Below are 21289 nucleotides of genomic sequence, written 5' to 3'. Positions count from 1 at the left end.
CGTCTCGGGTCCGTCCAGAGCTCGTGGGAAACGTCCCCCTGGCCGCCTACCCCGCATACGGTTCGGTGAGAAGGCGGAGGAAGGCCTGGTCGGCCCCGGTAGAGAGATCGAGACGCGCCAGCATCTCGCGCCGGGCCGCCAGTTCGCGGAGAACACGGCCCGGCCCGTAGCGGGAGATGACGAAGCCGTCTTCGGGATAGACGCCGGTCTCCCACAGAGGGCGGCCGGCACCGTCAACGACCAGGCCATGGCCGTCCTGGCGGTCCACTTCCCGCCAGGCGAAGTCCAGGCCGGCTTCCTCGGCGGCCTCGCGAGCCAAGCGTTCCTCCCCGCGCCACCGCTCCAGCAAAAGATCGGTGCCCGGGCCTGAAGGGGCACGGCCCTCGGTGAGGGTCGGCTGCCAGGCGGGCCGGTAGCCGGGCATCCCGGCATACATGTACGCGAGCAGCCGAACCAACGCGGGGCGTTGGGTGCAGCGGGCCCGGATCTCCTGGTTGACGCGCAGCCAGGCGGGCGAATACCGGGTGCAGGACCGCAGATGCCGATCGAGTGCTGGAGGCAGTGGCGGACACTCGTCCAGGTCCGCCCGTCCTCCGTACCTGGCATCCGCGGCCAGCTGGCGGTCGAGAAACTTCGTGATGACGGTCAATGGACGCTCCAGTCACGCGGGGCTCGCAAGGACGGCACGAGGCGACGACCGCCGCCAGGTTGCCGGGCTCGCCCCCTACAGCACGATTCGGCAACACATCTCTCCGCCTATGGTCGCGCTGATGTGTGGCTCGACGCGCAACCGGCGACGGCGGGACGGCCCTTGATGGAGCCGGTCATCTAGGCGGTGACCAGCGTCAATGGGGAGTCGCGGATCACTGTGGTGATCGCCGACGGTCGTGAGGTCGGCTCCTGGGCGTTGAGGGGAGCCCGGCCGCCGCTGCCACACGTCCGGCGGGTACGGGCAGCGCGTGCGTGGCGGTGGGGCCCATGGGCGGCTTCGCCTTCCAGCAAGGGGCTCCGGGCCCCTGAGAGCCCCCAGTTCCGGTCGCCTTGCTGCGAAAAAGACACGGCCATAACTACATACTGTGCATGGCGAGAAGCTCTGTGATGATCTTGCAATTGGCGTGGATGGTGTGTTGACTTGGCCACCTTCTCCGGCCGGAGCGTCAGTGCTACCTCGATGAGGCGAACCCACGAACCCTGACAGTTACTCAACGTAGTCGATTACGGTCCATCCGAACGGCTGCGTTCACGGCACCACTCTTCACACGAAGAGGGTTTGGAGCACGCCTTGGGCCACATGGAAACTGGAATGGGGCACTGGACGTATGCCCCTCTGCTCGCCTATCTCGTGTCATGCCTCGGCTGCGGACTCGGCCTGGTCTGCACGAGCCGGGCATGGGTGGGCACCCGCGCCATTCGCAACCTGTGGCTGGCCTGGTCGGCGGTGTCGATCGGCGGCACCGGAATCTGGGCCATGCACTTCGTCGCGATGGTGGGCACCACCGTCGCGGGCTCGAAGGTCGGCTGGAACATCCCCCTGACCGCCCTGAGCCTTCTGATCGCGGTCGGCATAGTCGCGGTCGGCATGTTCGTGGTCGGCTACAGCCGGGCGAAGCTGCCGGCGCTGCTGCTGGCCGGCCTGCTCACCGGCGTCGGCGTCGCCGCCATGCACTACACCGGCATGGCGGCGATGCAGGTCCAGGGGTCGATTCACTACGACATGCGCATCGTCGCGCTTTCCGTGGTCATCGCGGTCGTGGCCGCTACCGCCGCTTTGTGGGTGACCCGCGATGTCCGAAGCAAACTGGCGATGGCCGGCGCGATCCCGATCATGGCGTTGGCCGTCAGCGGTATGCACTACACCGGCATGGCGGCCGCCGGCTTCACGATGGACCACAACGCACCGGCGCCGACCGGCGCGGGCGTGCTGTCCCTGACCTGGCCGCTGATCATCTGGATCGGCGGATGCCCCGTCATCACCCTGATGCTCATCGCCCTGGTGCCGAGTGGGAAGGAAGCGCTCGAGGACAGATACCACCAGGAGATCTTCGACCGGCTCTCACGCCAACGCCAGGCCACCGAGCACCCCCACCACCGCCCCGACCCCCCGTACGGCATCGACCGCACTTGATCTTGAACCCCCGAACGGGTCTCGCGCGGACCGGGCCTCCGGCCGGACCGCCGCACAACGTCCCGGCCTCCACCCCGCGGCGGGGTGGAGGCCGGTTCTTCTTTTCGGCGCCGTCTGCCCAGGTCAGACACGCACCCGCTCGCCCCACTGCGGGAGGCATGTGCGGAGACTTCGGGACAGCGCCGATATTGCTACGGATCAGGAGGTCATCGGTGGGAGGGCTTGCCGTGCGGATGGTGCTCGACTCGGATCGCGCCACTGGGTTCGCGCTTCAGGCCCGGCCAGTCCGCCTCGGAGAGGTTGCTGCGGGTGCGGAGCTCCTCGGCCGGGACATACCCATCGGCCTCCCGCATCCAGATCTCGTGCACAGGTACCTCCCCGCGCTTGGACGTGCCCGTTGCGGGGCTTCGCAGGTGCTGCGCCTGCTCAGGGGAGGCGGTCCCGTGTAGGTTCCCTCGCCGGATTCCTGTGATCATGTCAGTGCTGGCCGTCCCGTGGTCGAGGACTTCATCCCGAACGGCCAGAGACGTAGCGGAGTGTGGTCTGGCCGGGGAAGGTGTTCATGGCGGACGTGCGGGCGACGGTGTGGGGAGACGGTGCGGCCTCGGCGGTCTTCGTTCACGGGATCTTCAGTTGGGGCGCCGACGAGTTGTACGGGTTCGGCAATCAGCGGCCGCTGGAGGACGAGTTCCGGCTGGTCATGATGGACCGGCGCGGTCACGGGACGAGCCCGGACATCGAGGGAGGCGACTATGAGGTGGACGCGGACGACGTCATCGTCCTGCTCGGCGACGGGGCCCATCTGGTGGCGCACTCCTACGGCGGAGCGGGTGCGATGCTGGCCGCCGCGCGCCGGCCTGACCTGGTGCGGTCGCTGACACTGATCCAACCCGGCACCCTGCGGCCCGCGGCCGGACATCCGGTGGTGGACGAGGCGCTGGAACGCGCTCGCGCCGGCACCGCGGGACTGCCGCCGGAGATGACCCCGGAGGAGTACCTGCGGGCGTCCACCGAGGGCATCGGAATGCCTGTGCCGGAGGCCACGCCGGAACGCCTGCGGGCGGTGCGCACCGCGATGCGCGAGCGGCCCTGCTGGGACGCCGACATCCCGCTGGACCGGCTCGCCGCCGCGCCCTGGCCGAAACTGATGATCTCGGGCACCTGGGAGGACGCCCCCGAGCTCTACCGCCGGTACGCGGGCGAGCCGCTGATCGCCGCCGCGGAGTTCATCGCCGAACGGATCGTCGCACGGTACCTGAGGGTGCCCGGCTACTACCCGCAGGTCCAACAACCCGGAACGGTCAACGACGCACTGCGCGACCTCTGGCGGCACGGGCCGGGGTGATGCCTTCGACCGGCACTATCGGGCCCCGGGGGCGCACTAACGGCGGTTCACCTTCGCAAGCAGTTGAGGACGGGCAAACCAGTCAGGATCGAGTCGCTGACCGGTCAACGACTCCAGTGTGGCCATCGCGGTCTCCCAGTCCGGGCCCGGGGCGGAACGATCATGGAGGTCGCGCAACGCATCGAGGTGGTCGGTCAGTGCCTCCGGATCGGCGCCCCACCGGTCCAGCGGGCGCAGCACGTCCAGTTCGGTGACCACCACGCCATCGAGCACGTAGGAGAGCCTGTTGAAGTTGTTGATCGCCCAGAACACCGAATGAACGGTTGCGCTCAGGCTGAGCCGCCGCAACGTCTCTTCTTCGGCGGTGGCGGCGCCGAACCCCACGATGATGACCGCGTCGCCGCGCTGCTCGAGGAAGACCGTGTCGGCCAGGTCGTCGTATTCGAGGTCCGAGACGCAATCAGCCGGCCGGCCCGTCGTCATGGTCTCCGGGTCACCGAGCAGGCGGCGTACCACTTCTTCCGCGGTCAAGCGCGCCTGGTGAGGGCGTACGACCGTCCAGGACAGGTTTTCCTCGATCGAGAAATACTCCGAAAGGCCGCTCAACTGCTTGAACATTTGCACATAGTGCTCGATCTGGCCAGGTGTCGGAGCCGGCATGATGCCCTCCAATTCAGTCACGGTCACCCGACCGTACCGCCCGGGGGTGAATGACGGCACAGCGGCGCCGATCACGATCCCGCCGAGACTTCGGGGATGAAACGGTGTCGGGATCGCCGACCGGCTTGAGCAAGTGCGATCGTTGCAGCGTGGCTGAGGTGGGGTGCTTGGTCGGGCGCGATCACTGCCGGTCGCTGCGCCGCCCACTCGTGGCCATCGGCGTCATCAGGTTGCGCAGCGGGGCCACGACCGCCCCCAAGTCGGCTTCTTCTGCAGGGCCGGCAGTCAAGTAATTGCGGGTGAGTGGACTGGTTGCTCATCGAGCATAGATGGCCCTCCCGTGAGAGAGGGCCATCGAATGAACCTTTCCTGGAGGCGGGAAGGCTCAGGTGTGCTGGACGGAGATCCGTCCCGAGTAGGTGAAGATGCCGCGGGTGATCTTGATCTCCCATTCGTCTCCGCCCTGGGACCGCTTCCAGTGGATTCTTCCGAACCGGCCGATCTGATCGAGGCCGCGTTCCGGCAGCCGCCGGTAGGTTTCCGGAACTTCGATCCCCCTGGAGGCGGCATTCGCGAGCAGGTCGCGGATGTGAACAGACACAAGTGTTTGTATGACATGGGGTGCGGTGCCGGCGGGCGAGGCGCGCTGCGATCGGCGCCGGCACAGATTCACGTCCGACCTCGCCGAGGGGAGGCCGGGGTGAGGTAATTCCTTGACGAATAATTCTTCGGCGAACTATGTTGAGCGGCACGCCGGCGCACGCCTCGTGCCGGTGCGTGCGAGCCGCTGCTGACGATTTCCGATCGGAGAAGTCCCATGCCCGAAACCCTGACTCCGCGCGAGGTCTTTCTGAGGCTGGTGCACGGCGTCTGCGAGGAGCGCTGGGAAGAGGTGATCGAGCTCTACGCCGAGCAGCCCCACGTAGAGCACCCCTTCCATCCGCTCGCGGTCCCCTCGCTGGAGTCCCTCGAAGAGTTGCGCGCGCACTTCGGGATCGGCGCACCGTCTGGGACCCGCACAGGGAGCACCCTGCGCCGTCAGCCGGTCGGCATCACTGTTCACGAGACCGCGGATCCCGAGGTCATCGTGGCCGAGTTCCGGTACGAGGGGATCGTGGTGGAGACCGGTGAGCCGTTCACGGTTCCGGCGATCTTCGTCATGCGCGTACGCGACGGGAAGATCGTCGAATCCCGTGACTACCTGGACCACCTGCGTTCCGCCCAAGCGCGCGGGCAGTTGAAGGACGTCCTCGCCGCCGTCGGCCGGCACTACGACCGCTGACGGGTGAGAGCGGTCCATTCCGCTAGACGCCGGGTGCCGTCCCGTCCGTGAACGGTGCGGCGATCAGCGCTTTCCTGGGCGACACCGGCTCAGGTCGCCGAGTGGATGCCGACGCCGATCTGGAATCACTCCGTGTAGTAGCGTCTTGCTGGCGGAGCGTGGCCGGTGGGCGTAGGGCCGGGGGGCGCCATGACGACCGATGAGATCCTTTTCGGGTTCGGGCTGACCGTCGCACTCGCGGTCGGCTCCCAGCTCCTGGCGGGCCGGCTGCGCATTCCCGCCCTGATCGTCCTGCTTCCGACCGGGTTCGTCGCGGGTGCGCTGACCAGCGACATCGATCCCCATCGGCTGCTGGGGGCGGCCTTCGAGCCCCTGGTGTCCCTGTCGGTCGCGCTGATCCTCTACGAAGCCGGTTTCGGACTGGACCTGCGGAAGCTCAAGGGGGACACCCGCCGCATCGTCGCCAGGTTGATCGTGGTCGGCGTGCCGCTCACGATGGCGGCCGCGGCGCTGCTCGCCGCGGTGCTGCTCGACCTGTCGACGGGCGCCGCGGTGATGCTGGGGGCCATTCTGGTCGTCTCCGGCCCGACGGTGGTGAGTCCGCTGCTCGGCTTCGTCCGGCCCGCCGAGCGGGTACAGCGGATCCTGCTCTGGGAGGGCTCACTGATCGATCCGATCGGCGGCATCCTGGGCGCGGTGGTGTTCAGCGGCGTCGTCCAGAAGACCCGCACAGGATCCGGCGTGCACGCACTGCAGTTCGGCCTCAGCATCGGAGCCGGCCTGGCGGGCGGTGTGATCGGGACAGGTCTGCTGTGGCTGTTGATGCGGCGGCTCCGATTCGGCGACGTGCTCGCCAACACCGGGCAGCTGGCCATCGTGGTCGTCGTCGCGGCCGCCTGCGACATCGCTCGTGACGACGCCGGCCTGCTGGCGGCGATCATCATGGGGCTGGCCGTGGCCAACCTGAAGGGCTTCGACCTTCCCGCGGACAGGCCGGTCTCCGAGACGCTCGTTCAGCTGATCATCGGCGTGCTCTTCATCTCCATCTCGGCCACGATCACGCCATCGTCGCTCGCCGACGTGGCCCTCCCGGCCCTGGGCCTGATCACCGCCCTGGTGCTGCTCGTCAGACCGCTCCTCGCCTACCTGTCCACGTTCGGAACAGGCCTGACGACCGGCGAACGGTGCTTCATCGGCTGGATGGACCCGCGCGGCATCGTCGCCGCCGCCACCGCCTCGACCTTCTCCGTCGAACTCGCCGCGCAGGGGATCGGCGGCGCCTCCAAGATCCTGCCCGTCACGTTCCTGGTGATCGTCGCGACCGTGACGCTGTACGGCCTGACCGCTACCCCGGTGGCCCGCCGTCTGCACGTCGTCCGCGCGGCAGATCAAAGCGACCAGCCCCCCGGGCCTGGACCGTGATCACGGCCGCCGAAGGCGTCACCGTTCACGAGCGGCCCTCCTCCGGCCGCGCTGGTCGCGTGGCCGATGGGGCGCGCCAAGTTAGTCGTCCGGCATGGACTGGACTCGTCGCAGTCGGCGCAGATGGCGTAAAAGGTGAGAGCCCGGCGAAGGCCGGGCTCTCGGTTCTGCGGCCCTTCAGGCGGCGCGTCGACATGGCTGTCTCAGCGTTACCGGAACGGCTGGGACGGGATCAGTCCCGTCGTGTGGGTCCTGCCTGTGCGGCGTCGGCGGCCGCCTCTGCGTCGGCGGCCGCCTCTGCCTCCTCGGCCGCCTTGGCGGCTTCGGCGGCAGCGGCGGCCTCCGCGGCCTCCGCGTCCAGCCGTGCGGTGATGGCGGACGTGGAGGTGACGATCCCGAAAGCGATCCACTGGGACGCGTTCGGGTTCACCGTCGCGATGCCGAACACGTCGAGCAGGACGGGGGCCAGCGCCCACGCCACCGTCGGCTGGAGAGCCGGGGCCGTGGCGGCCCAGACTCCCATGCCGCCCTTGGTCAGGTAGATGCCCGCACGCGTCTGCATGACGGCGGCGATAGCCGTTGCGAACAGCCCCGCCGCCGCCATCGCGACGATTTCCGTGGGGCTCCACGTCCAGTTCCCGACGGGTGTCCCGAGGTAGTCGGCCAACGGGAAGAGCGCCGGGATGACGACCAGCATGCAGATGATGTTGGCCTGTGCGACACCCTGGTCGCGCTTGTCGCCGAGCAGTTTGGCCTGACTCGGCAGGCTGAGAGGGTGCGTGGCCGCAGCGACTGCGGCCACGATCCCCCAGGGGTCTGGGCTCTGGTTCCCCATGACGGCACCGGTCGCGATCAGCACCGCGAGAAAGATCGGAACCCGAAGGGCCCGACCCGTCGGCGTGGTCTTGGGAAGCCCCGCGAGCAGGCTTCCCAGGGCGGTGATGCTGGCGTAGGGGCCGGCACCGATGTAGGCGAACGCGACGGGCCCGCCGATCTTCATCAGCGAGCTGGTCAGCGCGTGCAGCAGCATTCCCTTCCGCTGACGGGGGGTCAGGCCGCGCGGGTCGAGTCCCCGGATGCCGTCTCGCACGAAGGCGATCACGACGTTGGGGTCCTCCGGCTGACGCGGGGTCAGCCTCCGCACGCGCCGTCCCTTGATGCCCTCCCACACGAATGCGATCAGGACGAGGAAGCCGCCGCCGAAGACGGTCATCCCCAGGGTCCCCTGGAGGGGGGCCGACAGCACGCGGGTGAACACGAAGCCCACTCCGACGATCACTACCGAGCCCAACATGAGAGCGGCCCCCATCTGGGGACCCCTGAGCATGGGCAATTTCGTTGTTCTCATTTGTATCTCCCGATCCTGGCCTAGCCGGGAAGGTCCATGGCCGCAGGGCCACGGACGTTCTGGGTTAGGAGTCCGTGGCCACTTGGCCAACTCTCTCCGTACAGTCCTCGGCAGACCAAGATCGGCAATCGGTGGAGGCGTCCTGTCGCCCGCTTCTGGACGGCCTGGGCGAGCGCCCTGGGGTGTCCGCAACGGCACGGTCAGCGCTGCCGGGCCGTTGCCGCCCCCCGCCGCAGCTTCGGCGGCCTTGGGCGGTCGCGCGTTCGTCAGATCCATGCGGCACGCTCAGGCGTGGGCGCTCTACCGTCTGGACCGCAGAGAATACGGCCATGATCTGTCGGGCGACGCCTTCCTTTACACACGCGCCGCTGTCGTCGCCAATGGTCGGGAGGCTTACGAAAGAGTCCTTGGAGATCTGGCGGAGTTCGTCCTGTATGCGACCGAACTCGTATGGGCGGAGAGCCTGCTCTGCGTGCCTGACCGCGCGTACGAGCAAATCACTGGCGAGGAGTGGGGCCGCGGCACCCGCTACTCCTGCGAGTCCTACTCGAACGCCGCCGGTTGGTGCGATTCATAGCCAATGTCGTGCAGAAAATAAATGTCCCGGCGGGGAGGCTTGCGCCTTTCCGCCGGGACATCGGGTCGCCCCCGTCCGAGACTGCCTCGGGACGGGTCGTCAGGCCATGGGACTACTGGCCGTCCGGGTGGTCGTTCAGGGCAGCAGCACGATCGTGGTCACGATCGTGATGGCGGCCAAGGTGATGGCCACGCCCTTCTTCTTGTTCTTCCAGAGCATCCGGACCAGGACCCCCGCACCGCCCGCGAAGACGAGCGCGCTCAGGGCCGAGTCCGAGTAGTAGGAGATTGCGCCGCTCGCGAGGGTGAAGAAGAACATCGTCCACTCCACCTTCTTCGCGAACAGACCGAGTGCGAAGGCCGGAACGGCCACGCAGATGAGCCCGGTGAGGTCGACTTCCTGGAACGCGAAGATCAGGATGACCAGGAGGGCCACCGCCATGTTCGCCCATTCCTTCTTCTGCGCGAACCGCCCCGCCGGAAAGCCCGCCACGGCAGCCGTGATAAAGGCGAGTATCATTTGCTTCTCTTTTCTTTGTCGTGATGCCCCAAGGGCATGCTTCAGAGAAGACCGTCACGGAGCCGCCGCCAACGGCAACTGGGAGGCGTGAACTTGTCGGCGACGGCCTCGGACGGCTGCGGACGCCCGAGGGCGAACCGCCGTGCCCCGATGACCCGGACCGGTCGGCGCGGGGCACGGGCTTGACGGCAGTGGGTGCGCGGAGGCTCCCCGCGATCGCTCCCAGCGTCATCGCGTACTCGGCCGGGCGGCCCGCCGCCGCTCGCCGGTGCTCTCCGCAGGGCGGATGGAACGTTCCTGACGCCCGGCGGGCACCTCTCGATTAGGATCACCTCGAACTTCACAAACCAGAAATTTCCGGTTCTGCGGAGCTCGTCGCATCCATCGGCGCAGTCTCCAGGGGACCGGCTCAGAGCTGGTCCCCCTGCGCCCCGTTTGAGGGGATCAGAAAAATGAAAAGTTCACCGGCCGACAGGCCGGAGAATATGGCCTTAGGCGCGGGTCTCACCCTCGTCGAAGGCTCGTCGAAGCTGTTCGGGCGGTCGATCTTCAAGAACTACCTGCTCGACGGCATCACCATGTCGGCCCTGGTCGTCGCGACGGCCGAGTACGGCATCGGCGCGGTGGTCCTGCTGCTCGTGGCGTACAGGGTCCAGATACTGGGGCTGTTCCGCCACTTGACGTCGCGGTCCCAGCGGTTCCGGTACACCAGGCGAGCCGTGATGGCGATTATCGTGTTCACGACGGTCGTCCTCATCCTCACGATGGCCGAGTACGGCACCGTGCTGGCGGCTCTGCTGGTGGTGTTCAGCCTCCGGCTCCAGGGTCCGTACCGCCGCGAGGAGCCGCAGCCCGTGCGGCTCCTGTTCACCTGGAAGACCGTGACGGCCGTCATCGTCTTCGCCGGCTGCAACATCGCGGGCCGGGGGATGATGGTGATGGCGATGATGTCGGCGGGGACGGCCCTCGCCACCATCAACGCCATCACGTTCGCCGTCTCGACCATGACCTACTCGAAGGAGGTCTGGCAGGCGGGGGAGCGGTTCGCGGCGCTGCTGGTACCAATGCTCATCGTGCTGGGCCTCGCCGTCTCCATCGAGGCGTGGCACGTCGCGGCGCGTCCGTGGGGAGTCATCTGGTCCATCGGATCGGCTCTCTCCGGCCTCATCTACATGGCGCTGTCCCGAGGGTTCGTCGATCGGGGCGGCGCGGAAGCCGACCAGTTCCAGGCGCTGGGCACGGGCCTGGGCGTGGTCGGCCTCGGCGTTTGGGCGAAGCTGGCGGGCGACAACCCGTCCGTCGGCTGGTCCTGGGGGGTCCTCTTGGCGCTGCTCTGCACGGCGCTGATGACCGTCGTCGTTCCCCGGTACCTGCACATGAGGGCGAGGAAGGCCCTCGGAGACGCCGTCTACACGATCCTGTGGAGCGCCATTCCACTGCTCGGGCTCATGGTCGATCTGATCATGGAGCAGAAGATCCCGACGATGTGGCAGGTCGTCGGGATGTCCTGGATCAGCGCGATCGCCGCCGGAGCGTCCCTGCTCCGGCTGCCGCCCAAGGTGAAGGCCGTCCAGCGGAGGAAACTCCGCGAGGCGGTCATGCGCCTCAGGAGGCTGTTCGTCCTCCGGGTCGCCTTCTGGTGACCAGGGACGGGCAGCGCGACACGCGCGGTTTCGCATGACGCCGCGCGATCTCTGCGGCGGGGAAGCATCGCCGGCTTCCCCGCCGTTTCCTGAGCAGGGCGGCGGGGCCGCACTCCGGAGGGACGCGGGTCGCGCGGGAGGGCGCCGGCCGCCGCGGTGAGCCGGTGCTCAGGCGGCGCGGGTCCCGGAGGCGCAGAAGATCGGGACGGCGACGAACAGGCGTCCCTCGCGCGCCCTGGCGGCCTGGTCGTCGAGCCAGGCGCCCTCTCCCGCGAGGTTGGCGAGCGTCGGCAGGCATGAGGCGTCCGTCCACACGATCGTGTGGACCTCGACGGCGACGTCGGTGAACCCGTGGTCCAGCAGGAGGCCGCGGTAGCGGCGGGCGACCCGCGGGTTCGGCATGCCGTCCGCGCGGGCGTGGACGATCGCGCGCGTGCGCTCGGGGTCGCCGGAGTCGATCACGAACGTGTCCCAGTCCTGGCCGACGAGCACCGCGCGGCCGTTGCCGGCCAGAACCCGGCGGGCCTCGGCGACGGCGCGTTCGGGTTCGGTGAGGACGTGCAGGACCTTGTCGGCGCGGTAACCGGTGACCGAGCCGTCGTCGAGAGGCAGCGCGGTGGCGTCGGCGACGTGGAACTCGCTCGCGGGGTGGCGTTCCGCGGCGACCTCGATCATGGCGGGGTCCAGGTCGGCGCCGATGGCGCGCACTCCGCGTGCGGCCAGCTCGCCCACGGCGCGGCCGCTCCCGCAGCCGACGTCGACCACGGTGTCGCCCAGTCCTTCGTAGGTGCGTTCTCGTAGGTCACGGGCCTGGGGTAGGGCGTCAAAGGCGTCGAGAACGGTGAGCAGCTTGGACATGGCCGCCATTGTGCGACTTAATGTCGACATGAAGTCAATCGGCGAGGTGGCGGCGCAGTTCGGGGTCCCGGCGCACGTGCTGCGGTACTGGGAGGCCGAGGGGCTGCTGGCGCCGGCCCGCGCGGGCGACCGCCGCCGCTACACCGACGCCGACGTGCACCGGGTGGCGGCGATCCTGATCTCGAAGGAGGCGGGCTTCGCGCTCGCGGACATCCGGACCATGCTGGCCGCCCGGTCGAGGCCCGCCCGCCGCGAGGTGACGGCCCGCCACCGCGAGAGGCTGCTGGCGCGGATCGCCCGGGCGCAGGCCGCGCTCGACATGATCGAGGGCGAATGCCCGCACGACGACATCATGACGTGCCCGCGTTTCCAGGGACTCCTCGCTGATCGACTGCAGCCCGCCTTCGTGACGGCTCCGGATCCTCGCGACGCCGCTCGGCCGGTCGAGCGCGCTGCCGGGAACGGCGGAGGAACCGCGGGGACGGCATAGCCCGCGGAACGGCAGAAGGCTCCTGGCCGACCAGGGTGTGCGCACACCCGGTCGACCAGGAGCCTTCGACGATCACGTTTGTGGGCCGTGTTCGGCCTGTGAATCAGCCCCGTGATCTGCCTTCGTCACCACGGCGCCGGCTCCGTCGCCTGGGCCGGCCCCAGTGCGGCGGTTCCCCGCTGCCGGCGGACGGAACGGCGGCTCATGGTGAGGTCCTGCTTCGACGTGGCCGGCTCAGCCGCCGGTCGCGTAGCGGTAGGCGCCGTTCTTGTAGCCCCGGACGTTGATGTACGGCTTGTAGGTGTGGCGGTTCCCGGTGTAGTAGAACGCGCCCTGGGCGTAGGACGTCACGTAGGCCCAGTTGCTGGGGTGGGTGACCTTCTTGGCCTTCCAGCCCTTCCACACCCACTTGTACTTGTTGTAGGTGTAGGCCTTGTAGTTGGCCCGGTAGGAGCGGACGGAGTAGCCGTTGTAGCAGAAGTAGAGGCGGTTGGTGACCGCGATGATCCACTTGCCGTTGGAGGCCTTCCGGCCACGGACGTACGTGACGGTGCGGCAGTACGTGGACGCCTGAACCGACGCCTTCTCCTTGGAGCTCAGCGGCTGGCCCATGCGCTGGGCCTCGGAGATGAACTGCTTCTTGGAGAGCGCCGCCTGGCTGGTGGTGGTCACCTCCTTGCCGAACTTGTCGGCCGGCTTGGTCTGCGCCTGCGCGGCCGGGCCTGCCGCGAGGACACCGGCGGCCAGGGCGCCGGAGAGGACGGTCACGATGGCGACACGCCGCATGTATTCCTCCATGCTTGGAAATGGGGGGAGCGTGCAAGATACCGCAGGTCGAGCCTGCTGGTGTGCTTGCACCTTTCTCGACTTATGTGATGCGTGCGACGTCCGATTGGTTCCACGTCGGCCCCGAACAGTTCCGAGCAATTTCAGCGCCGATGTCCGGGGATGGAGACGCCCCGGTGCGCGGGCACGGTCACGAGCGGCCGCGCGCCGGCCATCGGGGGTCGATGCGGCCCAGCCAGACGTCCTGATCATCTTCCAGGGGCCGTGCCAGCGGTAGCGGGAGGAAACGGCAGGCGAAGATCAGGCCGGTGTCGCCCCCGTCGCCGCGTACCACGTGATTCCAGGCGTCCGCGGTGGTCGCGGGCGCCTGGAGGTGGAAGTAGGTGGTCCTGCGCTCCTGGCCGGTGCCGGGATGGGGCCGGTCGTCCACGACGAGTCGCCCTACCACGGAGGCGGCGCGCAGGCCGGTCTCTTCGAAGACCTCACGCAGCACGGCCTGCTCGGGTCCCTCCCCGGGACCGACGCCGCCCGCGGGGATCTGAGTGCCGGCCTGGGGCATGCCGACGTGGTCGAACACGAGGAGTTCGGGAACGGCGCGATGCCTGATCACGTAGGCGGCGACACGGATCCTGGGTCGGGTCATCGGAGCATTGTGCGTCCGTCGGAACGCGCCCCGCCGGGGCCGGCGGTGCGGAGGCTCGGCGTCAGAGCGGGGTGAGGATGCAGAACTCGTTGCCCTCCGGGTCGGCGAGGACCGTCCACGGGACGTCGCCCTGGCCGATCTCGGCGTCGGTGGCGCCGAGGGCCCGCAGCCGGGCCGCCTCCGCTGCCTGATCGTCACCGGCGTACGGCCGGAGGTCGAGGTGGACGCGGTTCTTCACGGTCTTCGCGTCGGCCCTGCGGATGAACTCCAGATACGGCCCGACGTCCTGGGCGGAGCGCAGCACCGCGTGACCGTCGGTCACCTCGTGCAGGGTCCAGTCCATCGCCCCGCCCCAGAACCGGGCCATGGACCGCGGATCCGTGCAGTCGACCACGACCGCGGCGATCGGCCCGGTGTCCTTGTAGATCTCCCGGGGCTCCAGCACGCAGAACTCGTTGCCCTCCGGGTCGGCGAGGACCGTCCAGGGGACGTCGCCCTGGCCCACGTCGGCGGGCGTCGCACCGAGTTTCCGGAGCCGGGTGACCCACTCCGCCTGATGGGCCGCGGAGGTGGTGGCGAGGTCGACGTGCAACCGGTTCTTCACCGTCTTGGGTTCCGGGACGCGAACGACGTCGATGTAGAGGGCGGTGGGGTCGGGATAGACGAGTTCCCGGGGTCCGACGTTCGTCACCCCGGGTGCCTCACTGTCGAGACCCCAGCCGAGTGCCTCCGCCCAGAAACCGCCGACGGCGGAGTCGTTCCGGGCGTCCATCGCGATCTGAACAAGCCGCAGAGCCATGGCGCCGATCCTAGACGCGTGCGGGTCGAGCCCCCCTCGCCGGCGTCGTGTCTGCTGGGCGGGACGCTCCTCGCCGTGCTGGCGTCCGTGGGGCTTGTGAGGGTTGTGAAGATGGTTGATGGCGGAGCGATCCGGTGGGAGACGGTTTCAGGGGATGTACGGGGGATAGGGAGCGAACGTGTAGTCGTGCCTCGGGGGAGGGCGTTATGAGCATGCCGCACAGGACGGTCCACCGGCTGGAGAACGCGGAGGCCCTGGACAAGGTCGCCGAACCGGTCGGTTCCGCGGTCCAGCGGGCGGTCCGGCCGCGCTTCATCCGCGATCTGCTCAGCGGGACCAGACTGGGACATCCGCTGCACCCGGCGCTCACCGACGTGGCGATCGGCGCGTGGAGCATGGCCGGGCTGCTGGACGTCGCAGGGGGATCCGAGGCCGAACCGGCCGCCGGACTTCTGACGGCGGCCGGTGTGGCCGCCGCCGTGCCCACAGCACTCACCGGGCTCAACGACTGGTCCGACACGATGGGGGCGGAACGCCGGGTGGGGCTCGTCCACGCGGGCCTCAACACGGCGGCGCTGGCACTGTACGCGGCGTCCCTCGGCGTGCGTGACCGCAAGGCCAAGGCCCTGCGTTTCGCAGGCTTCGCGGTGATGGGGGCCAGCGCCTACCTCGGCGGTCACCTGACCTTCACCCGGGGCGTCAACGTCAACCGCACCGCATGGCAGCAGGGCCCGGCCGAGTGGACGCCGGTGCTGGCGGCGTCCGAGCTGGCCGAGGGCGAGCACCGCACGGTGGACGCCGACGGCGTGCGGATCCTGCTCTACCGATCGTCCACGCAGCTCCACGCCATCGCCGCCACCTGCTCCCACCTGGGCGGCCCGCTGGGCGAGGGGACGATCGAGAACGGCTGCGTCACCTGCCCGTGGCATGGCAGCACGTTCCGCTTCGACGACGGCGGCATCGAGCGCGGCCCGGCCAGCTCGCCGCAACCGTCCTACGAAGCGCGGATCCGGGACGGACGCATCGAGGTCCGCGTCCCGCCGCCGGGCGGTCAGTCCGACATCGCCCAGGAGAGCGCCCACAGAAGGGCCCGCCACCTCACCCGATCCCCTGCTTCGTAGCAACCGCCGTCCCGGGCGCGTCTGCCTGGCCCGGGGTCTCCACATGCTGCGGGGCCTCGGCCAGGGAGAGGCTGTTGCCGTCCGGGTCCAGGACGACGACGTGGCGTACGCCGTTGCTGTAGGTCTCCACCGGTTCGTGCGCGATGTCGTGGGCGGCGAGGCGGGCCAGGACGTCGTCGAGGTCGGTCACGCCGAGCGTCACCATGGCCTGGCCGACCCGGTCGGCCCGCACGTCACGGTCGTCGACGACCACCCACGCGTTCTCGCCGACGTGCCACAGATGCTCCTCGCCGATGACCTCGTCCGCCGGACGCCCGAAGAACACCCCGAACCACGCCAGGGCCTTCGCCTGGTCGCTCACCGGCATGATGCTGTACAGATCCACGCGGATCACTCCACTCGGTCGCGCTCGAGAAGATGGACCGTCCTCGTGGCCAGGACTCATCGCGGCCTCCGACCGGCGACTACTCGGCCGGTGAACGCCGGGCGAGGAATCCGGTGAGGGCCTCGTGGTTGCGTTGGAGGCCCTCGATGCGGGCGTTCAGCGCCGCGATCTCCCGGTCCAGGAGGTCGCGGATGTCGGCGCACCAGTCGAAGTCCGGCTGGTCGCTGCGGGTGCAGGGGAGCACCTGGCGGATCACCTCGGAGGACAGGCCCGCGTCCAGCAGGACGCGGATCTTCCGCACGGTGAGCACGGCGCCGTCGCCGTAGCGGCGGTAGCCGTTCGTGCCGCGCTCGGCCTGGAGCAGGCCCTGCTCCTCGTAGTACCGCAGGAGCCGCGGGCTGACCCCCGTCCGCCGGGACAACTCCCCGATCAGCATGTCACCGTCCTGGATTGACCTTCTCACCAGTGTGAATGCCTAACGTCGACTCGGAAGCGATCATTCCGCACCGCTGGAGAAGCACATGACCGTTCACGCCGTCCGACGCAACGGCCGCCCGGCGACCGCCGACGACCTCGCGCCGCTCGCCTTCGCCGGCTACGCCCACTTCACCGCCATGCAGGTGCGGGGCGGCAAGGCCCGGGGCCTCGACCTTCACCTGGAACGGCTGCGGTTCGCCTCGACGGAGCTGTTCGGCAAGGCGTCGCCGGACGAGCGGGTGCGGTCCTACCTGCGGGCGGCGCTGGAGGCGGGGCCGGCGGACGTCTCCCTGACGGCGACCGTGTTCGCGTCTCCGGGGGAGTTCACCGCGGGCGGGGAGCCGGCGGAGCCCGAGGTCCTGGTCAGGACGGGGCCGCCCGCGTCCGGTCCGGCGGGGCCGCTGAGGCTGGCGACGGTCGGGTACGACCGGTTCCTGCCCGAGGTGAAGCACGTCGGCGAGGTGGCCAAGACCCACCTCATGCGCCGGGCCGTCCAGGACGGCTTCGACGACGCCGCCTTCGTCGACCGCCGGGGACGGCTCAGCGAGGCGACGATCTGGAACCTGGCCTTCTGGGACGGCGACGCCGTGGTGTGGCCCGAGGCCGAGATGCTGGTCGGAACCACGATGGGCATCGTCCGCCGGCAACTGGACCGCCTCGGCGTCCCCCAGCGCGTCCGGCAGGTCACGCCCGCCGACCTGCCCGGCCTGGCCGGAGCCGTGGTCATGAACTCCTGGACCCCGGGAGTCGCCGTCCACCAGATCGGTTCGACCCCCGTACCCGACGCCCCGCGCTTCCTGAACCTGCTCCACCAGGCCTACGAAGCAGACCCCCTCACCGCACCCTGAGCCGACGCTCGCCAACCAGCCAGACGCCGCCGCTGGCGAATATGTCGGGACCGGTGTGCATCATGACCGGTGTGGGCGTCTACCTGGAACTGTTGGACGCGGGCCGGTCCGGCAGCGGTGTCGTGCTCCTGCGTCACGGCGGGACGCCGCCCTGACCCGGATGGGTGGCCGGACCTGGCCTCGGGCGTCGGAGCCGGCGGTCGTGAGGCGACGTCATGGAGAGAGATGCGTCGAGTGCGGGAGGCGGCATGACCGATGAGGAGCGGTGGGGCGGGGAGCTGTGGGCGGCCGCAGATCTGCTGACGCCGATGGCCATCCGGGTCGCGGCGACTCTGCGGTTGGGCGACCGCATCGCCGCCGGCACGCGGACGGCGGACGCGCTGGCCGCGGAGACCGGCGTCGATCAGGACGCGCTGGGGCGGCTGCTGGCCCATCTGGAGGTGGCCGGTGTGCTGGCTCGCGAGGCGTCCGGCGCCTACGGCCTCACGGGGACGGGCGAGCGACTCCGTGACGACCACCCGGACGGGATCCGGCGCTGGATCGATCTGGAGGGGGCGATCGGACGGGCCGATCTGTGCTTCGTCGAACTGCTGCATACCGTTCGCACCGGCGAGCCCGCGTACCCGCGCCGCTTCGGCCGCGACTACTGGGACGACCTCTCAGCCGACGCCGAGCTCGGAGCGTCGTTCGACGCCCTGATGGGGGCCCGGCTGGTGGAGGACGCGCCCGCGGTGGCCGCCGCCTATCCCTGGGGCTCGCTCGGTCATGTCGTCGACGTGGGCGGGGGCGACGGCAGCCTGCTGATCGCCATCCTTCGCGCCCACGAGGATCTGCGCGGGACGGTGGTCGACCTGGCCGGTCCGGCGGCCCGCGCCGAGCAGGCCGTCGCCTCGGCCGGGCTGGGCCATCGGGCCGACGTCCGGGCGGGCAGCTTCTTCGACGCGCTTCCCGCCGGGGCCGGCGGCTACGTGCTCTCGGGCGTCATCCACGACTGGGACGACGACCATGCCGCGCGCATCCTGCGGCGGTGCGCCGAGGCGGCGTCCGGTACCGGGAAGGTGTTCGCCATGGAGCACATCCGGGACGCCCACACCGCCTCGAACACCGAAGGCGACCTGCGCATGCTCTGCTACGTCCGCGGCAAGGAGCGCACCTTCGAGGAGCTGGGCGCGCTGGCGGGGGCGGCCGGCCTGGAGGTGCACTCGGTGACGCGGGCCGGGTCGCGCTCGATCATCGAGCTGCGTCCGTCGCACTGAGCCCGCTCGCCGTCATCAGGGGCGGCTTGGGGGCCGGGGACGGAGGGGGCCGCACGCTCCGGCGCCGCCGAGCGGGATGGCCGCTCGCGCGCGGCGGCGATGGCTCTCGCTGGCAGCGTGTGACTGATACGACAGCGCTTCGGGCTGCGGGGCATGTCGGCTTCCGTCACGCCATCGCGCGAGCATCCCCCGAGGTCGTGGGCTTTGCGGTGGGGCGGGGGCGGCGTGTTCGGGGCCGCCGCGCGGACCATTCCGGCGTGTGTCCGAAATGAGATCTTTGTCGTGCATCAAGCTTCATTTCCCGGGGACAAATCGGCCCGAACAAACCTAAAGGCAGACCCGAGGAGGACCCCCAATGCCGTGGCTGATGATCCTGGTGCTTCTTCTGGCGCTGATCCTGTTCGGCGTCGGCTTCACGCTCAAGATCCTGTGGGTCGTGGCCGCGATCGTCCTGATCCTGTGGCTGCTGGGCTTCGTGCTCCGCGGCTCGGGCCCGTCCGGCAAGCGCGGTCGCTGGTACCGCTGGTAGCTCCACCGAACGGCGCCGCCCCGTCCGGGTCCCGGACGGGGCGGCGCCGTTTCCATGACCGGTGATTCGCGCGATGTGCGGGGCGGGACGGCGCCGGACACTGTGGCCCCCTGACATCGGAGGTCACCGTGCGCTTCTCCCCGCGGGTTCCCTGGCGGCGGGCCGCCGCGGCGAGGGGCGTAGCCGTGCCGGGACGGGTGCGTGTGCACGTCGGGCGGTTCGGTGGCAGCCGGCGGTCGCCTCGGTGGAGTTGCGTCTGTGGCTTAAGGCGGACGGGGTGTGGCCAAGGAGGTCGGGGCGGGGGTGTGCACATCGGATGGGGGTGGTGGGGGAAGGAGGAAGGGGGAGGTGCGGAATGTCCGGAAGGTACGGGGTGCAGTTCGGCCCTGACATCACGTTTCTGGGGGTGCCGCGGTGCACCTGGTCGGATCCGTCCACCTATGACGGCGCGGACGTGGTCATCCTCGGGGCGCCGTTCGACGGCGGGACGTCCCATCGGCCGGGGACCCGGTTCGGACCGCAGTACATCCGGCAGTCCTGCTACCTGCCCCACGACGGCTCGCGACCGTCGCTGGCCCTGCGGGTGGACGGGCTGCGGGACGACCTCACGGTCTACGACGCCGGCGACGTCGAGATGTACTCCGGGGACGCCGAGCGTTCCGTCCGGTCACTGCGGGAGGCGGTGCACGCCGTCGCCGGGACCGGGACGATCCCGCTCGTCCTGGGCGGCGACCACACGATCGCGTGGCCCGACGCCGCCGGGGTGGCCGACCACCTGGGCGCCGGACGGGTCTCGATGATCCACTTCGACGCGCACGCCGACACGGGCGACGTGACCTTCGGGTCCCTGGTCGGGCACGGGCAGCCGATGCGGCGGCTGATCGAGTCCGGGGCGGTGCGCGGCGACCGCTTCCTGCAGCTGGGGCTGCGCGGGTACTGGCCCGGTCCCGAGACGCTGGACTGGATGGCCGCGCAGGGCATGCGCTCGTACGAGATGTCCGAGATCGTCGCCCGCGGGCTGGACGAGTGCCTGACGGAGGCGTTCGAGATCGCCACCGACGCGTGCGACGGGGTCTTCCTGTCGGTCGACATCGACGTGTGCGACCCGGGGCACGCCCCCGGCACAGGGACGCCCAAGCCCGGCGGGCTGACCGGGCGCCAGCTCCTGGACGCGGTCCGGCGCGTCACCTACGAGCTGCCGGTCGCCGGCGTCGACGTCGTGGAGGTCTCCCCGCCCTACGACCACGCCGACATCACCTCGGCCCTGGCCAACCGCGTGGTGCTGGAGGCGCTGGCGGGCATCGCCCGGCGCCGCCGCGACCGGCGCGACGGGACGGAGTGGGATCCGCGCCTCCCCCTGCTCGACGGGCGCTAGCGCCGGGCGAGGAGCCGCTCGTCCGGGGCCGCCCGGTAGGGCAGCTTGTAGTAGGCGAAGACCTCCGGTTCGGCCTCGGCGAAGAGCTCGCCGTTGGTGTCGATCCCCGGGGCGCCCTTGACCTGCTTCTTGTCGTATGCGACGCGGAGGTGGTCCGGGCCCAGCGTGCATCCGGCCAGCGGCACGAAGACCAGGCGCTGCCGGCTCGGCAGGCCCACTCTCACCGTGGCGAATGAGGGCTGGTCGGTGAGCGTGTCGACGTAGACGGCCTCCAGCGGCCCGATCTTGCTCCCGGACGGGTCGACCACGTTCCGGCCGCGCCATTGACGGATGTCCTCGATCTCGAACATGTCATGTCCAACCATAGGTTCTCTAGTTGTATCTACCCAGTTCACGGCGGATATGCCCGGCTCACGGGAGCCGGAAGGCGCGGGTCTCGCCCGGCGCGACGTACGTGGCCCGGTCGGACAGCCCGCGACGCTCCAACTCGCGCCGGAAGTCGTCAAGGGGCGACTTCATGACGGTGTAGTCGTCGTAGTGGACGGGTACCGCGGCCGCCCGCGATGCAGGAAGTTGGGGTCGGTCAGCAGGGTGAACGGTCCGCAGCGCAGTGGCGTCGCGGCGTTGCCGACGAACCGCATCGAGAGTTGGCGCAGCGCTGGATCCGATTGGGTTTTCATGCCTTTCGTGCGAACCCCGCGTGCGCGGGCGCTCGAAGCCCGGAAACCCTTGCGGAAGCGGCGCGGGAGGGCCGACCCTTGCTTCATAATTCGTGCATCACAAGTTGCGGTGAGGGAGCGA

Annotated in this window: 25 protein-coding genes; 12 read left to right on the top strand and 13 right to left on the bottom strand. The window is 69.6% G+C overall.

Translation table 11 applies throughout. From position 1 onward, the window contains the following. Positions 1 to 46: 46 nt before the first annotated feature. Positions 47 to 649: a hypothetical protein gene (locus ACQEU6_RS27440; protein WP_499335935.1), complete on the bottom strand. Its 603-nt coding sequence runs from the start codon at positions 647 to 649 to the stop codon at positions 47 to 49. Between the two features lie 654 nt (positions 650 to 1303). Between ACQEU6_RS27440 and ACQEU6_RS27435 the strand changes: the two genes are divergently transcribed. After that, a complete protein-coding gene (locus ACQEU6_RS27435; protein WP_499335934.1) occupies positions 1304 to 2125 on the top strand; it encodes an MHYT domain-containing protein in 822 nt (273 codons plus the stop codon). A gap of 206 nt (positions 2126 to 2331) precedes the next feature. Here ACQEU6_RS27435 and ACQEU6_RS27430 read toward each other — a convergent pair whose 3' ends face one another. After that, on the bottom strand, positions 2332 to 2493 hold the full coding sequence (locus ACQEU6_RS27430) for a hypothetical protein (protein WP_499335933.1): 162 nt from the start codon (positions 2491 to 2493) through the stop codon (positions 2332 to 2334). Between the two features lie 194 nt (positions 2494 to 2687). Between ACQEU6_RS27430 and ACQEU6_RS27425 the strand changes: the two genes are divergently transcribed. After that, positions 2688 to 3470 (top strand): alpha/beta fold hydrolase, encoded by a 783-nt coding sequence (locus tag ACQEU6_RS27425; protein ID WP_499335932.1) that lies wholly within the window; start codon positions 2688 to 2690, stop codon positions 3468 to 3470. A 36-nt stretch (positions 3471 to 3506) separates the two neighbouring features. On the opposite strand, the gene ACQEU6_RS27420 is transcribed toward ACQEU6_RS27425, so the two are convergent. Both ACQEU6_RS27420 and ACQEU6_RS27415 read right to left on the bottom strand, forming a co-directional pair. Next, entirely contained in the window at positions 3507 to 4151 is a 645-nt protein-coding gene (locus ACQEU6_RS27420; RefSeq protein WP_499335931.1) for a DUF6461 domain-containing protein, read from the bottom strand. Between the two features lie 364 nt (positions 4152 to 4515). Next, the gene (locus ACQEU6_RS27415) at positions 4516 to 4803 is read right to left on the bottom strand and encodes a hypothetical protein (protein WP_499335930.1); all 288 of its coding nucleotides are present in this window, start codon (positions 4801 to 4803) and stop codon (positions 4516 to 4518) included. Between the two features lie 144 nt (positions 4804 to 4947). On the opposite strand from ACQEU6_RS27415, the gene ACQEU6_RS27410 reads away from it, so the two are divergent. Beyond that, positions 4948 to 5412, top strand: coding sequence for a nuclear transport factor 2 family protein (locus ACQEU6_RS27410; RefSeq protein WP_499335929.1), 465 nt, complete (start codon positions 4948 to 4950; stop codon positions 5410 to 5412). A 189-nt stretch (positions 5413 to 5601) separates the two neighbouring features. After that, positions 5602 to 6834: a cation:proton antiporter gene (locus ACQEU6_RS27405; RefSeq protein ID WP_499335928.1), complete on the top strand. Its 1233-nt coding sequence runs from the start codon at positions 5602 to 5604 to the stop codon at positions 6832 to 6834. Positions 6835 to 7066: 232 nt separating this feature from the next. Here the strand turns inward: ACQEU6_RS27405 and ACQEU6_RS27400 are convergent, their stop codons facing one another. Then, complete coding sequence (locus ACQEU6_RS27400) at positions 7067 to 8113, bottom strand: hypothetical protein (protein ID WP_499335927.1); 1047 nt, start codon at positions 8111 to 8113, stop codon at positions 7067 to 7069. Positions 8114 to 8456: 343 nt separating this feature from the next. Between ACQEU6_RS27400 and ACQEU6_RS27395 the strand changes: the two genes are divergently transcribed. After that, positions 8457 to 8759, top strand: a complete 303-nt coding sequence (locus tag ACQEU6_RS27395) for a DUF4240 domain-containing protein (RefSeq protein WP_499335926.1) — start codon at positions 8457 to 8459, stop codon at positions 8757 to 8759. A 135-nt stretch (positions 8760 to 8894) separates the two neighbouring features. Here the strand turns inward: ACQEU6_RS27395 and ACQEU6_RS27390 are convergent, their stop codons facing one another. Then, entirely contained in the window at positions 8895 to 9251 is a 357-nt protein-coding gene (locus ACQEU6_RS27390) for a hypothetical protein (RefSeq protein WP_499335925.1), read from the bottom strand. Between the two features lie 479 nt (positions 9252 to 9730). Here ACQEU6_RS27390 and ACQEU6_RS27385 point away from each other — a divergent pair, with 479 nt between their 5' ends. Next, positions 9731 to 10921, top strand: coding sequence for a hypothetical protein (locus tag ACQEU6_RS27385; RefSeq protein WP_499335924.1), 1191 nt, complete (start codon positions 9731 to 9733; stop codon positions 10919 to 10921). A gap of 168 nt (positions 10922 to 11089) precedes the next feature. Here the strand turns inward: ACQEU6_RS27385 and ACQEU6_RS27380 are convergent, their stop codons facing one another. Continuing rightward, positions 11090 to 11779 (bottom strand): methyltransferase domain-containing protein, encoded by a 690-nt coding sequence (locus tag ACQEU6_RS27380; RefSeq protein ID WP_499335923.1) that lies wholly within the window; start codon positions 11777 to 11779, stop codon positions 11090 to 11092. A 28-nt stretch (positions 11780 to 11807) separates the two neighbouring features. Between ACQEU6_RS27380 and ACQEU6_RS27375 the strand changes: the two genes are divergently transcribed. Further along, complete coding sequence (locus ACQEU6_RS27375; protein ID WP_499335922.1) at positions 11808 to 12269, top strand: MerR family transcriptional regulator; 462 nt, start codon at positions 11808 to 11810, stop codon at positions 12267 to 12269. A 234-nt stretch (positions 12270 to 12503) separates the two neighbouring features. Here the strand turns inward: ACQEU6_RS27375 and ACQEU6_RS27370 are convergent, their stop codons facing one another. The 3 genes from ACQEU6_RS27370 to ACQEU6_RS27360 form a co-directional block, all read right to left on the bottom strand. Then, entirely contained in the window at positions 12504 to 13055 is a 552-nt protein-coding gene (locus ACQEU6_RS27370) for a hypothetical protein (protein WP_499335921.1), read from the bottom strand. 190 nt (positions 13056 to 13245) lie between these two features. Further along, positions 13246 to 13698, bottom strand: a complete 453-nt coding sequence (locus ACQEU6_RS27365; RefSeq protein ID WP_499335920.1) for an NUDIX domain-containing protein — start codon at positions 13696 to 13698, stop codon at positions 13246 to 13248. Positions 13699 to 13759: 61 nt separating this feature from the next. Further along, positions 13760 to 14497, bottom strand: a complete 738-nt coding sequence (locus ACQEU6_RS27360) for a VOC family protein (protein ID WP_499335919.1) — start codon at positions 14495 to 14497, stop codon at positions 13760 to 13762. Positions 14498 to 14703: 206 nt separating this feature from the next. Between ACQEU6_RS27360 and ACQEU6_RS27355 the strand changes: the two genes are divergently transcribed. Then, positions 14704 to 15618 (top strand): Rieske (2Fe-2S) protein, encoded by a 915-nt coding sequence (locus ACQEU6_RS27355; protein WP_499335918.1) that lies wholly within the window; start codon positions 14704 to 14706, stop codon positions 15616 to 15618. Here ACQEU6_RS27355 and ACQEU6_RS27350 read toward each other — a convergent pair. Both ACQEU6_RS27350 and ACQEU6_RS27345 read right to left on the bottom strand, forming a co-directional pair. Beyond that, the gene (locus ACQEU6_RS27350) at positions 15596 to 16003 is read right to left on the bottom strand and encodes a VOC family protein (RefSeq protein ID WP_499335917.1); all 408 of its coding nucleotides are present in this window, start codon (positions 16001 to 16003) and stop codon (positions 15596 to 15598) included. The genes ACQEU6_RS27355 and ACQEU6_RS27350 overlap by 23 nt on opposite strands. A 79-nt stretch (positions 16004 to 16082) precedes the next feature. After that, positions 16083 to 16439: a MerR family transcriptional regulator gene (locus ACQEU6_RS27345; protein WP_499335916.1), complete on the bottom strand. Its 357-nt coding sequence runs from the start codon at positions 16437 to 16439 to the stop codon at positions 16083 to 16085. Between the two features lie 85 nt (positions 16440 to 16524). Between ACQEU6_RS27345 and ACQEU6_RS27340 the strand changes: the two genes are divergently transcribed. From ACQEU6_RS27340 to speB, 4 genes are all read left to right on the top strand, one after another. Continuing rightward, the gene (locus ACQEU6_RS27340) at positions 16525 to 17328 is read left to right on the top strand and encodes an aminotransferase class IV family protein (protein ID WP_499335915.1); all 804 of its coding nucleotides are present in this window, start codon (positions 16525 to 16527) and stop codon (positions 17326 to 17328) included. Between the two features lie 248 nt (positions 17329 to 17576). After that, positions 17577 to 18584 carry a methyltransferase gene (locus ACQEU6_RS27335; RefSeq protein ID WP_499335914.1) on the top strand — a complete coding sequence of 336 codons (1008 nt, stop codon included), beginning with the start codon at positions 17577 to 17579 and terminating at the stop codon, positions 18582 to 18584. Between the two features lie 355 nt (positions 18585 to 18939). Next, entirely contained in the window at positions 18940 to 19113 is a 174-nt protein-coding gene (locus ACQEU6_RS27330) for a hydrophobic protein (RefSeq protein WP_499335913.1), read from the top strand. A gap of 355 nt (positions 19114 to 19468) precedes the next feature. Continuing rightward, on the top strand, positions 19469 to 20488 hold the full coding sequence (speB, locus tag ACQEU6_RS27325; protein ID WP_499335912.1) for an agmatinase: 1020 nt from the start codon (positions 19469 to 19471) through the stop codon (positions 20486 to 20488). Here the strand turns inward: speB and ACQEU6_RS27320 are convergent. Continuing rightward, positions 20485 to 20838: a PRC-barrel domain-containing protein gene (locus tag ACQEU6_RS27320; protein WP_499335911.1), complete on the bottom strand. Its 354-nt coding sequence runs from the start codon at positions 20836 to 20838 to the stop codon at positions 20485 to 20487. The genes speB and ACQEU6_RS27320 overlap by 4 nt on opposite strands. Between the last annotated feature and the right edge of the window lie 451 nt (positions 20839 to 21289).

This window comes from Spirillospora sp. CA-108201 (assembly GCF_050936235.1).
Lineage (GTDB): Bacteria > Actinomycetota > Actinomycetes > Streptosporangiales > Streptosporangiaceae > Spirillospora.
The sequence above is the reverse complement of the archived record's forward strand: the minus strand, read 5'-3'. Positions and strand labels throughout refer to the sequence as shown.

Coding starts and splice junctions, on each gene's coding strand:
- ACQEU6_RS27435 (WP_499335934.1), top strand. CDS start 1,304: ATGGGGCACTGGACGTATGCCCCTCTGCTCGCCTATCTCGTGTCATGC.
- ACQEU6_RS27425 (WP_499335932.1), top strand. CDS start 2,688: ATGGCGGACGTGCGGGCGACGGTGTGGGGAGACGGTGCGGCCTCGGCG.
- ACQEU6_RS27410 (WP_499335929.1), top strand. CDS start 4,948: ATGCCCGAAACCCTGACTCCGCGCGAGGTCTTTCTGAGGCTGGTGCAC.
- ACQEU6_RS27405 (WP_499335928.1), top strand. CDS start 5,602: ATGACGACCGATGAGATCCTTTTCGGGTTCGGGCTGACCGTCGCACTC.
- ACQEU6_RS27395 (WP_499335926.1), top strand. CDS start 8,457: ATGCGGCACGCTCAGGCGTGGGCGCTCTACCGTCTGGACCGCAGAGAA.
- ACQEU6_RS27385 (WP_499335924.1), top strand. CDS start 9,731: ATGAAAAGTTCACCGGCCGACAGGCCGGAGAATATGGCCTTAGGCGCG.
- ACQEU6_RS27380 (WP_499335923.1), bottom strand. CDS start 11,779: ATGTCCAAGCTGCTCACCGTTCTCGACGCCTTTGACGCCCTACCCCAG.
- ACQEU6_RS27375 (WP_499335922.1), top strand. CDS start 11,808: ATGAAGTCAATCGGCGAGGTGGCGGCGCAGTTCGGGGTCCCGGCGCAC.
- ACQEU6_RS27370 (WP_499335921.1), bottom strand. CDS start 13,055: ATGCGGCGTGTCGCCATCGTGACCGTCCTCTCCGGCGCCCTGGCCGCC.
- ACQEU6_RS27365 (WP_499335920.1), bottom strand. CDS start 13,698: ATGACCCGACCCAGGATCCGTGTCGCCGCCTACGTGATCAGGCATCGC.
- ACQEU6_RS27360 (WP_499335919.1), bottom strand. CDS start 14,497: ATGGCTCTGCGGCTTGTTCAGATCGCGATGGACGCCCGGAACGACTCC.
- ACQEU6_RS27355 (WP_499335918.1), top strand. CDS start 14,704: ATGAGCATGCCGCACAGGACGGTCCACCGGCTGGAGAACGCGGAGGCC.
- ACQEU6_RS27345 (WP_499335916.1), bottom strand. CDS start 16,439: ATGCTGATCGGGGAGTTGTCCCGGCGGACGGGGGTCAGCCCGCGGCTC.
- ACQEU6_RS27340 (WP_499335915.1), top strand. CDS start 16,525: ATGACCGTTCACGCCGTCCGACGCAACGGCCGCCCGGCGACCGCCGAC.
- ACQEU6_RS27335 (WP_499335914.1), top strand. CDS start 17,577: ATGACCGATGAGGAGCGGTGGGGCGGGGAGCTGTGGGCGGCCGCAGAT.
- ACQEU6_RS27330 (WP_499335913.1), top strand. CDS start 18,940: ATGCCGTGGCTGATGATCCTGGTGCTTCTTCTGGCGCTGATCCTGTTC.
- speB (WP_499335912.1), top strand. CDS start 19,469: ATGTCCGGAAGGTACGGGGTGCAGTTCGGCCCTGACATCACGTTTCTG.
- ACQEU6_RS27320 (WP_499335911.1), bottom strand. CDS start 20,838: ATGTTCGAGATCGAGGACATCCGTCAATGGCGCGGCCGGAACGTGGTC.